Source organism: Psychrobacter sp. TWR1-1-1 (assembly GCF_049895865.1).
Lineage (GTDB): Bacteria > Pseudomonadota > Gammaproteobacteria > Pseudomonadales > Moraxellaceae > Psychrobacter > Psychrobacter immobilis_A.
The window spans coordinates 14473-26300 of sequence record NZ_JAFCTE010000001.1 but is presented as its reverse complement, the minus strand read 5'-3'; the positions used below and the strand labels follow the sequence as shown (position 1 = coordinate 26300).

General features: G+C 43.8%; 7 protein-coding genes. 5 read left to right on the top strand and 2 right to left on the bottom strand.

Features of this window, described 5'->3' with window-relative positions; translation table 11 throughout:
• Positions 1-208: 208 nt before the first annotated feature.
• From ACP69U_RS00100 to ACP69U_RS00090, 3 genes are all read left to right on the top strand, one after another.
• On the top strand, positions 209-1336 hold the full coding sequence (locus ACP69U_RS00100) for a siderophore-interacting protein (protein ID WP_426137420.1): 1128 nt from the start codon (positions 209-211) through the stop codon (positions 1334-1336).
• A gap of 323 nt (positions 1337-1659) precedes the next feature.
• Positions 1660-3948 (top strand): TonB-dependent receptor, encoded by a 2289-nt coding sequence (locus tag ACP69U_RS00095; protein ID WP_426137419.1) that lies wholly within the window; start codon positions 1660-1662, stop codon positions 3946-3948.
• Between the two features lie 112 nt (positions 3949-4060).
• Positions 4061-5773 carry a multidrug ABC transporter permease/ATP-binding protein gene (locus tag ACP69U_RS00090; protein WP_426137418.1) on the top strand — a complete coding sequence of 571 codons (1713 nt, stop codon included), beginning with the start codon at positions 4061-4063 and terminating at the stop codon, positions 5771-5773.
• A gap of 239 nt (positions 5774-6012) precedes the next feature.
• Here ACP69U_RS00090 and ACP69U_RS00085 read toward each other — a convergent pair whose 3' ends face one another.
• Complete coding sequence (locus tag ACP69U_RS00085) at positions 6013-7515, bottom strand: PepSY-associated TM helix domain-containing protein (protein ID WP_426137417.1); 1503 nt, start codon at positions 7513-7515, stop codon at positions 6013-6015.
• 354 nt (positions 7516-7869) lie between these two features.
• Here ACP69U_RS00085 and ACP69U_RS00080 point away from each other — a divergent pair, with 354 nt between their 5' ends.
• Positions 7870-10074: a TonB-dependent siderophore receptor gene (locus ACP69U_RS00080; RefSeq protein WP_426137416.1), complete on the top strand. Its 2205-nt coding sequence runs from the start codon at positions 7870-7872 to the stop codon at positions 10072-10074.
• A 110-nt stretch (positions 10075-10184) separates the two neighbouring features.
• A complete protein-coding gene (locus tag ACP69U_RS00075; protein ID WP_426137415.1) occupies positions 10185-10940 on the top strand; it encodes a siderophore-interacting protein in 756 nt (251 codons plus the stop codon).
• 193 nt (positions 10941-11133) lie between these two features.
• On the opposite strand, the gene ACP69U_RS00070 is transcribed toward ACP69U_RS00075, so the two are convergent.
• Positions 11134-11802, bottom strand: a complete 669-nt coding sequence (locus tag ACP69U_RS00070; protein ID WP_426137414.1) for a cupin domain-containing protein — start codon at positions 11800-11802, stop codon at positions 11134-11136.
• Between the last annotated feature and the right edge of the window lie 26 nt (positions 11803-11828).

Genomic DNA, 11828 nt, shown 5'->3' with positions numbered 1-11828 from the left:
ACACCAGTCCTTTTATGATTGTAAATAAATTAACGTATGGTATATTATCGTAATCAAAACCTAGATGATATTAATAATCATTAACATTTTAATGTTTTATGCTTATTAACTATTATATTTCCATCTTGCCCTTAATCAGCAGCCAATCATTTATTAATTAAAAAATTTTGCTGAACAATTATTTAAATTTTGGCTTGGATGACATTTTATGGCTCAACCACTTACTCAGTACGATTTCGATAAAACACCGCTCGACATGGCTGACAAAGCCCAGTTTATGAGTCATGTCAATGAAGAGCATCAAGATGAACTCGCGATGTTTATCAATGCCTTTACTACCACGGCAGTGAGTGAGCACGAGATCGCCTCGATAACAGAGCTGTATACTGATGGGATACTAATGAATGTCACAACCGCCCATCATGACAACGATACCTTGACAAACAGCAGCAAGCTCAGCCGTCAATATTTTATCGATTTTATAGTTCCTATTAGTGACTCTATGACGCTACAAGAGCAATATATAACGCTATTGCAAACCTCTGCCAATAAGCTTGGCAAGCGCACGATTAAGCTTCAAGAACAGCGTTTTACGGTCATTAATGGCTATTATGCCAGCCCCAATATGTATCGACTGCTGGTAACCGCACCTGATAGTACGCCACTCTCTCATCCGGGCTACGCGTATTTGTTTGAGCTGGATTCGGACGGTCTATCTGCTACAAACAACCAGTCGAAAGATAGCGACAAACCTTTGCAGCGCTACTATACCTTGCGAAAAGCATGGCGAGATTCGAGCAGCTCGTCTGTCCAAGCGTGGATAGACGTTTATATTCATGGCGATACGGCAGGAGGCAGTTGGGCGCGCGCACTTAACTGTGGCAGTCAAATCAAAACAGTACGTGAATATCCAGAGAAAATAGAACATCTCAGCACTGGTCAGTGCTTACTCATCTGTGATGAAACCTCCTTGCCTACGGTGGCCAATCTATTGGAAAACTGGCAGAATCCATTGCCACCCCTCGTCATTGCCATCACTAATGATCCAGAGGACATCCGTTATCTACATACCCTAACGCTCAGTAATCAACTACGCCATGAGGCGCATTTTTTGCAAAATAATGTGTGCCATCTGGTTAATACCCCAACAACTGATATTACTGAGCAAATAATGGCATTATTAAATACACAATTTGCGCGACTGCTTGTCAAAATTGACAAAGTATGGGGCGCGCTGGAAGCAGCGAATATCAAATCATTACGACAGCAACTAAAGGCAAATCTTGGATTATCACGTCAGGATATGGTCATTAAAGTCTACTGGCGTGCGCAATAATCATTATGTTTTTTATAAGTGGCATATCTCTGTAAACAGCAGACATTTAATAAATAGTAAGCATTTAGTAAATAATAGGTATTTAGCCACATACCGACCGCTTATGCTGACTGCTAAATTAAGCTAATAACAATCTTTGCTGATGTCATAGCGTAACTAATCAACATAGCGCGACTGACCAACTTTAGACGACTTACTACTTTGCCTAACAAAAACGTACACTTAACACGATAAAAATATATTGAGATTTAATCCAGTAATATATTGTAATGAAAATGATTATCATTATAATAAGCATTTAATATTATGTGCTGAAAATATTCATGCAACTGTCTCGTTTATACTCTGCTTTATTTCGCCCTACTCTATTGAATATGTCTCGCCATCCCTTGTCATTAAAATCACTGTGCTCATCTTGTCTGTCTACATCGGTAATACTACTGGGTGCAAGCCAAGCCGCGTGGGCACAAACAGATTTAAGTGCTGACGCTCAATCTGATACCCCAAGCGTGGTACTCGATGAGATTGTCGTGACCAGTAGTGCTGATGCATCAGCCGATGGGTTGCCAGATGCCTATGAAGGTGGTCAAGTAGCGACAGGAAGCCGTGTCGGAATCTTGGGCAATCAAGACATCATGGACACGCCGTTCTCCACTACCTCATATACCAATGAGTATATCAGCAATCAACAAGCCCAGAGTGTGGGCGACCTGCTCAAAAAAGACCCGACTGTTCGTGTCGCTAGAGGCTTTGGCAACTTTCAAGAAGCGTACTTTATGCGCGGCTTTGTCACAACCTCTGACGACACGATGTACAATGGTCTATACGGCATATTGCCAAGGCAGTATATCGCAACGGAATTGTTCGAGCGTGTTGAGGTTCAGCGCGGGGCATCCGCCATGCTCAATGGCGCAGCACCCAGTGGTGGTAACGCCGGTGGTACGATTAACCTGCTGCCCAAACGAGCTGGCAATGATCCGCTACGTAAGGTGACACTCGGTTATGGTCAGGGCGATCAAGGCAAAGTTGCCGTAGACGTCAGCGATCGCTTCGGCACGGAGGATGCGTTTGGCGTTCGCTTTAATGCCGCTTATCAAGATGGCGACAGCGCGATTGATGATGAATCTTCAACACTGGGTCTGGCAGCGTTAGGATTAGATTATAGAGGCGATCAGTATCGACTATCAGCTGATTTGGGCTGGCAAGACAACAAACTCAAAGAGACCCGTCCTAGTGTCACACTTGCTGGTGTTTCTAGAGTACCAAAAGCACCAGACGGCTCAAAGAATTGGGCGCAGCCTTGGACGTATTCAGATGAAGAAGATGTCTTTGGTACCATTCGAGGAGAATATGATTTTACTGATAATATTACCGCTTATGGTGCTTACGGTGTGCGAAGTGGTGAGGAAGAAAACTCACTGGCCAATCTAACCGTCAACAATGTTGATGGTGCAGGTACGTTTTATCGCTTTGATAATTCTAGAAAAGATTTGGTACAAAGTGCCGAGCTCGGTTTGCGCGGAAAATGGCAAACAGGTGAAGTGGCTCACAATTGGGTACTAGCAGCAGATCTCTATGACCAAGAAGAAAAAGGGGCATTCGCGTTTGATTTTGGCAATCAACCTGCAACCAATTTGTACCATCCTACCGACTACGCTGAGGTCCCTTTTACAAGCACAGCAATCTTCGGTGGTAACTTAGACGATCCGAAACTAACCAACGAGAAGCAATTCCAAAGTTTTGCGCTGGCCGATACCATATCACTGTTCGATGACAAACTAAAAACTACCTTAGGCGTGCGTCATCAGAATATAAAAACCACCAGCTATGATCCTAATAATCAAGTACAAACTGCTGATTACGATAAAAGTGAGTGGACACCAAGTATCGGTATCGTCTATCAACCGAGCATGGACTGGTCTGTTTACGGTAACTATATCGAAAGCTTAGCGCCAGGCGCAAGGGCACCTCTGACTAATAGTAGTGGTGCTGTCACCAATGGTGGTCAAAATTTAGACCCTTATGTGAGTGAGCAAACTGAGGTTGGCGTTAAGTATGACAATGGTCTGATTGGCAGTAGTTTGGCGATATTTCGCACCGATGAGCCGCGTGCTTATATCAATGACTCAAATACGTTTACCGCTGCTGGAGAAAATCGCCATCAAGGGGTGGAATTAACGGTATTTGGTAGCCCGAGTGAAAACATGCGCTTCAATGCTGGTGTTACTTACTTAAATGCTGAGCAAAAAGACACGGGCGATGTGACGTTAGACGGCAACCGAGTCATCGGACTGCCGACGCTACAAAGCAACGTCAATCTAGAGTATGATTTAGCAGCAGTTGAAGGAATGACCTTGACCGGCGATATCATTCACACAGGTGCACGTTATGCCGATGCTGCCAACAGCTTAAAAGTTGACGGTTATACCACGTTAGATCTAGGTGCTCGCTACAAAACCATGCTCGCTGGACAAGACGTGACGCTAAAAGGAGTGGTTACTAACGTGACAGGAGAAGACTATTGGCAATCAGTAGGCGGTTATGCGGGTGCTGGATATTTAAATGCCGGTGAGCCTACTGCCCTAAAAGTGTCAGCGACTTTCGACTTTTAAGACATGCGGGTTAAACCACATTTATAAGACTTAGATAAAAGGGATTAGGCACAACCTACTCCCTTTTATGCCATCAAAAATACGCAAAAAACTATTCTATTATTGAGCCATTATGTCCTCTCGCACCACCGTCTCTTTATACCACATGATTTGGGCACACTATCGCCTGCCCTTTCTTAAAGTTATCTTTCTTAATTTGGTTAATGCGGCTGTCAGTGTGGGCATCATCGCTTTTATCAATCACACTTTTATCAGTCAGCCTGTTTTTAATACTCTATCGTGGGCAAGTTTGGGTCAATTTTCAGCCTTGGTTGTACTGCTGTTGGTCACTACTTTTTTATCACAATATGCCTTAACTCGTTTGGGTCACAAGTTTGTCTATGAGCTCAGAACCAAACTGGTCAAACAAATCATCGATACCAACGTCCCACAAATAGACCATTTGGGTAGCGCGCGATTACTCGCCAGCCTGTCTTCAGATATCCAATCAATTACCGTTGCCTTTGTGCGCATGCCAGAATTGGTGCAAGGGGTGATTTTGTCTACTGGTGTCGCTCTTTATTTGGGCTGGCTGTCATTGCCTCTATTGCTGATTATCATGGTTTGGATTGTAATGACCATTTGGATAAGTACTATTCTGGTCAAACATGTCTATCACCATCTAACTGCCATCAGAGAGATCAACGATGAGTTATATGCAGATTATCAATCTATTATAGAAGGTCGTAAAGAGCTCGCGTTGAACCATCATCGCGCCGAAAAACTCTACAAACATGATTTTTTAAATCATGCCCAGTCTTATCAAGAGCGAATTATTAAAGCAGATACCTATCATTTATCGGCGGTGAACTGGTCGAACATCATGATGTTTGCAGCGATTGGTGTGGTGTTTGCCGTGTCCAACTATCTTGATATACCCATGGGCGTTGCGACCACTTTTTCTTTAACGATTTTGTTTATGCAGTCGCCTCTTCTGCATGCGGTTGGTGCTTATCCAACCATGCAAACGGCACAAGTCGCCTTGGACAAAATACAGTCGTTGGAGCTGGCGAATTATCAACCAGCATTTGCCACTGACACCGTCGCAACAGACTGGCAGTCTATTTCTTTGACCAATATTCACTACCGTTACGAAAACAATGATTCTGATACGTCTGTCTTAGCAATAGAAAACACTACTCACTCAAGCGATATATTAAAAGACGTCAATCTCACTTTAAGACGTGGCGATGTGGTTTTTTTGATCGGCGCTAATGGTAGCGGTAAGTCTACCCTTGCAAAGATTATTACGGGGATTTTTACCCCGACCACTGGCTCTGTGCATATAGATAATCAGCTTATTGACTCAAAAAATAATACCGATTATCGACAGCTTTTTTCTGCCATTTTTAGCGATCAGCATCTTTTTAAACAACTGATTGGTAGAGAGGGAAAGCAGCCCGATGAAGCACTCGTAAATACATGGCTACACAAGTTAAATTTACAGGATAAAGTCAGTGTGATAGATCATCGCTTGTCTACAGACAAATTATCGCAGGGACAACGTAAACGATTGGCCATGTTAATCTCTATCGCTGAACATAAGGACATACTATTACTTGACGAATGGGCGGCTGACCAAGACCCTGCTTTTCGTCGTGTGTTCTATCAAACCTTGATTCCTGAGCTAAAAGCGCTGGGTAAAACCCTATTTATTATCAGTCATGATGACAGCTACTTTGAGCATGCTGATCGATTGCTGCTGATGAAAGAGGGAAAATTGATCGAGCTGAATGCTGAAGAGCGACAACGCGCCAGTGCCGATGCAATCTCTATGTTGAAGTAATACCAATGCCAAAAAATATGATTGGCTGTGTCAAATTCGCTTAGTCTATGAAATATAGCACTTGCACTCATCTTTCTTGCTACTCAAGTTTTTGAAAATGGTAAAAATACGGCCTGAAGAATAAAATACTTGAAAACAAAGCAATAACGATAAAAAATAGGGGCGTCTTTTAGAAAGACGCCCCTATTTTCAGTATAGATACGAGTCAATTATTAAGTCTAATCGTTTACTTCACTCATTTATTTCAATAGTTTCTGTAAAAACCCAACACGAGAAATCAGCAGAAAATCCAATAAACTGATGACGACAATAGCAATAATTGCCGTTGGAAAAATAATGGACACAATCAGCAAAGGTATCGCAAACGGCCACCATATAGAAAAACTGAGACCACGCGCTGGTGGATTCAGTCCAACCTTTTCACTGGCATGACGTGGACGGCGTTGCCACCACATGATGTAACCGCTCACACAAATAGCAATAACCGATAAGCAAAATAGGACATTGACCAGTACGCTCCACCATCCAAGTGTCCCCATATGAATCGCAATGCCTGCCGCCATAAATTTACCAGAAGCATTGTAATCATCAAAGCGGATATCTGCCAAAATATTGCCCGAATAATGATCGATATGTACCGTACGATCAGCCATTGGATTTTTCATATCATAGCTCATTGAGTCTTGGCTAATCGTCCAGACGCCCGTACTACCCTGTGGCAGATTTAATTGGTAACGTCCGACAATACCAATCTCACGGGCAAATCGATCTACGGTATCGATCATAATCGGTATATTGGACGCGATACCATCCTTGCCAGCGACAGTGCCAGATGCTGGCATTGGTGTCAATTCAAGCACCCAAGGCACATCTTTGGTACTACCCGTATTTAGTGCATCACCATGCGTGGGTGCTGTGACTGGTGTTGCTCCATGAACGTGCGGCGTGGCTTCAGCGTTATTAATATCCATACCAGCATGATGTTGACTGTGATCAATAGAAAGCGGCATTGGCGCAACGCCCCATTTGCCGGCAGGAAACTGACTCCATGCCTGTACCATACGCTCGCCCCAGATGCCTGCCCATGCCATTCCTGAAATACAGAAAAACAGTAGCAACACAGATATCCAACTGCCCAATGTCGCATGAATGGTACGTATGAATGAGCGTTTTTTCTTATTATTTACAGCATCACTGGGGATAAGCATGGCTTTGAGCGATTTGCGTTTTTGCCACCATAGATACCAACCCGTTAGAATCATTAAGATGGTTAATGACGCAGTGGTTTCTTGGATATAGTCACCGACTTTGCCCAATAGTAAATCAGCATGAATATCATTAAAGGTATAGTACAAACCACTATTAGTCGGTGTGCTTTTGACGATATCAGCCGTATAAGGATTCACCGCCACCATATTCTCATGACTGGCTGACTTAACTTGAAACAAGGCAACGGTGTCCGTATCACGAGGCGCGATATATTTCACCAGCGTGCTGTTAGGTAAAGTGTTCAGCGCATTTTTAGCTTGCGTAGAAATAGGTGCGGTCATCGCCGACTCTGGGGTGGTAATGGTGAGGCGATCGTCATCACGACCTGCAAGGTTAGACATCAACAGCATGCCAAGTGCGCTGCAAGCTAGCATAATTAAAAAAGGTGCTATAAACATTCCCGCATAAAAATGCCAACGCCATACCGTAAAATAGCGTTGAGTATTGGTTGATTGACTTGTATGTCTGTTCATAAATATGACCTTTAACAATCTTTGGTTGCTCAATGAACGATCTAGACCTATTAATAGTAGTAATCAATCCTGTCTGCCTGTTGATCTAAAAGTTGATTCCAAATAGACGGCTGCATCATACGAGAAAAGCCTTATAAACACCATTGCTTATAGCCAAAAATTATCGTCATATTAGGGCGTTTCTTCAATTTTCATGTTTGCATCATAGTCATCTTGATGGGCTAAAAATGGGGCTACTTCACTCGACACCTCACTAACAACGCTTTGTTTGTAAATTTTTAATGATAATGATAATCATTAATGTTATTATTCCTTTTCTTTCGCTTTCGGCATTTGATAACTTACAAGGAAATAATGATGCGTTTTATCTCAACGTCTACATCCATTCGTCAAAAACGTTTAACTCTCGCGGTGCAATTGGGATTGGCAATGGGTTTGAGCCACGCAGCTTATGCTGAGACAATGCCGAATAATATCGAAAACAGTGTTGAGAACGACGTTAATAATGATGAGACCGTGACACCATCGACCACCTTGGATACCATTACTGTCTATGCCGACAACTACCGTAGCACGGGCACCAAAACAGCGTTAGATCCCAATGACGCGCCCATGAGCTATACGAGAATCGATCAAGCGCTGTTACAAAAACGTCAAGCAGACAGTGTCAATGCAGCGTTACGTTATGAGCCAGGGGTGAGCACTGAGAGTCGCGGTACGGTGTCCATCTTTGATGAATACAATATTCGCGGTTTTAAAACGTACTCCAATTTTTACGATGGATTAAGACTGCCCTACGATGGGGCTTGGAATCTGATGCCGCAAGTCGATATCTACGCAACAGAAGCTGTCGAAGTGGTCAAAGGGCCAGCATCCTCACTCTATGGCTATGCATCTCCAGGTGGCATGGTCAATCAAGTCGCCAAAACCCCAAAAAGCACTCAAGCATCTGAGGTACAGTTGCGAGTGGGCAGTCAAAACCTAAAAGAAGTAGCGGTCGATACGACAGGACCTATCTCAGACACGCTCAATTATCGTTTGGTGGCATTAACACGCAAAAAAAATGGGCAGATGCAAACCACAGAAGAAGAACGCACCCTGATCAATCCGTCACTGGAATGGCAACCGACAGAAGATGTGTCCGTTCTTGCCAATCTGTTTTATCAGGATGATCCAGAAATGGTGCCTTCCACCCCACTGCCTGCCGTTGGCACTGTCTACCATGCCAGCTATGGCAAATTGGGCAGTGATGCCTATGCCGGTGATGAGTGGAATCACTTCAGCAAAGAAGTACTCATGCCGAGTGTCACGGTGAACTGGGACATCAATGATACGCTCACCTTTAAACACATTCTGCGCTATACCGATGCCGACGCGCAGCAGCGTAATATGTACAACAGCGGGTTTGTAAGCGGTAGTGATAAGATACTAAATCGCGTGGCCTACACCACCGATGAGAGCATGAGCAACTGGATCACGGACAACCAGCTTGCTTATCAGTTAGATACTACCCATACCTCGCACAATTTATTATTTGGTATTGAGTATCAAGAGACAGACAGTACCGCCACTTATTATGATGCTGGTGCAGATGGCACGCCAAATCTTGACTTACCCAACCCAGATTTTTCGCAAATCAATGCCAATACGTTGCCTTTAGAGGCTTATCGTCAAGAAGAGGATATTAAACAAAGCCAGCTTGGTTTTTATGTGCAAGACGAGATGAAATGGCAAGATTTGATAGTAGTAGCAGGCTTACGTCACGATAATTTTGATAGTATCACTAAGCAAACCAAGGCTTCTAAAGGTACCATTTATAGTGATAGAACCATTGATAACGATGCGTCAGAAACCAGTGGTCGTCTCGCAACTATCTATGACTTCGATAATGGATTATCGCCTTATGCCAGCTATTCTCAGTCCTTTCAGCCAGTCGTTGGCAGCAATTTTATTACCAATGAAGCCTTCAAACCCACCACCGCCGATCAGCTAGAGGCTGGTGTCAAATATCTCTCTGCCAATCGCGCCACACAAGGAACATTAGCAGTATTTGATATCACCCAAAAAAACGTCGTGGTGGCTGATGAAATCAATTATAGAAGTCAAACGCAAACGGGTGAAATTACCTCTAAAGGCTTTGAAGTTTCAGGCAGCCACATGCTTAACGACTGGGTAGATATTGCTGCCAGTTACAGCTATACCGATGCTGAAATTACAGAAGATGAATTCAACCCTGAGGTGGTCGGCAATACCCCTGCGCAAACGGCTAAACACAAGGCAACATTGTGGGCAGATTATTATGCTACTGACAAGCTCAGTCTCAATGCTGGCATGCGCTATGAAGGCGGTATGCAACTTGATAAACAAAATTCAGATGAGCTGCCAAGCGTGACTTTGGTAGACATTGGCGGCAATTATCAAATCAATCCGATGCTCACTGTCGGCGCGAGTATCAACAATCTCTTTGATAAGACCTACGTCGGCGCTTGTTATGATATTAATAATTGCTGGATGGGACCGGAGCGCCAAATGTCCGTCAGCCTAAAGGCCAGTTTTTAGGCAATGTAGAACTTACGCTTACTAGACGTGTCCTCAATCTGAACGAACTTGACCAAATGGATCAAAAATGACTTCAAACATGAAACAATTAAATGGAGGAAGGTATTAAAATGGCAAAACCCACCCCAAGAATGCTAGATGTAATTGGCAGTAAATACCTCACGCCACATATGTGCCGTGTCACGCTTGGCGGTGCTGGACTGACTGATTTTCCGGCAGATCAAGAAAGCGCGTACATTAAGCTGATATTCCCTCAAGGCGATGAGGCTCGACCATTGATGCGCACCTATACCGTCAGCCTTCAACGTGATGACGAAATAGATGTCGATTTTGCGTTGCATGAGACAGAAGGCCCTGCTTCAGCATGGGCACGTAACGCCCAAGTGGGCGAGCAAATATTGGTAGGCGGCCCTGGACCAAAGAAGCTGATTAACAATGAGGCTGATTGGTTTTTATTGATCGGTGATATGACAGCGCTGCCGGCGATTACCGTCAATCTTGCCCAGCTACCTGCTGACGCACACGGCTATGCAGTCCTTGAGATTACCACTGAAGCAGATAAGCAACTACTCAAGAAGCCAGACAACGTTGACATTCATTGGGTGATAAATGCGCATCCAAATGCACATCCAAATGAACAAAGCAGCCCATTACTTGATCGCGTTAAAACGCTTACGTGGCTAACAGGACAACCTGCTATTTGGGCAGCTTGCGAGTTCCATAGTATGCGAGCATTACGTCAGTACTTCAAAGTTGAGCGCGCAGTACCAAAGACGCATTTATATGTGTCTAGCTACTGGAAAGTCGATAGCACAGAGGATCAGCATAAAATTGTCAAACGAGAGGATGCCCAAAGTATAGAATGATAAGCAATGACGTTTTGTATTTTCGAACTGTTTTGAAAGCGGTTTAAATAATGATTGTTAAATTTTACGTTACCAATCCTTACCCCGCTTCTTATCTACTTTTGTTGGCTAAATAAAAGTATGGTGACAAAATATAGTGACATTGTAGAATATGAGCAGCTGGTGAGCTGCTCATAAAATGTGATCACTACCCTTACAACCCTATCACTTGCATTAAATGACCTGTCTTGAGATACACTGTAGCTCCTTCAGATCCTGCCTGTATTTGCGCATGCTCACCTGCTGGCAGACGTATCCAGCCGCCGCGCTGATAAACTTGACCCTCATCTATCAACTCGCCTGCTAATACCAGTATTTCTGCACCGCCACAGACTGCCTCATTAAACAGTAACTCGCCTGCCTTGATACGCTGCAAACTCACTTGCTCATTATCACCTGAGAATAGAGGACAAACATCACGGCTGCTCTGCTGTTGCCAATGAGCCTTATCTTTAGTATCGATAGCCACATAATGAGATTCATCAGCTGGCATTTGACGTAGCTTGACGAAAATCACTGCGCCTTCATCACTATAAGGCTTGTGTCCTGAGGTCGGTGGATTGCGCAAATACCACCCTGCTGGGTAATGTTTGTCATCTGCAGAAAAAGTACCTGACAATACTAAAATCTCTTCACCACCTGGATGCAGATGATGCGGAAAATAAGAATTAGGCGCATAGCGTACAAGGCTAGTGGCACGTGCTTTTTCTGCACCCACACGGTCAAGCATCACGCGCTCTACCCCATTTTGTGGTGACTTAATCCACTGGTGTTGTTCAGATGTAAGGGCAGCGCGGCGAGTAAAGTCTGCGTTAATAAGCATAAAACCATGTCCAGAAACAGTATGAT

Excerpts from the sequence above, each read along its gene's own strand:
- ACP69U_RS00100 (WP_426137420.1), top strand. The coding sequence starts at position 209 with ATGGCTCAACCACTTACTCAGTACGATTTCGATAAAACACCGCTCGAC.
- ACP69U_RS00070 (WP_426137414.1), bottom strand. The coding sequence starts at position 11,802 with ATGCTTATTAACGCAGACTTTACTCGCCGCGCTGCCCTTACATCTGAA.
- ACP69U_RS00090 (WP_426137418.1), top strand. The coding sequence starts at position 4,061 with ATGTCCTCTCGCACCACCGTCTCTTTATACCACATGATTTGGGCACAC.
- ACP69U_RS00095 (WP_426137419.1), top strand. The coding sequence starts at position 1,660 with ATGCAACTGTCTCGTTTATACTCTGCTTTATTTCGCCCTACTCTATTG.
- ACP69U_RS00085 (WP_426137417.1), bottom strand. The coding sequence starts at position 7,515 with ATGAACAGACATACAAGTCAATCAACCAATACTCAACGCTATTTTACG.
- ACP69U_RS00075 (WP_426137415.1), top strand. The coding sequence starts at position 10,185 with ATGGCAAAACCCACCCCAAGAATGCTAGATGTAATTGGCAGTAAATAC.
- ACP69U_RS00080 (WP_426137416.1), top strand. The coding sequence starts at position 7,870 with ATGATGCGTTTTATCTCAACGTCTACATCCATTCGTCAAAAACGTTTA.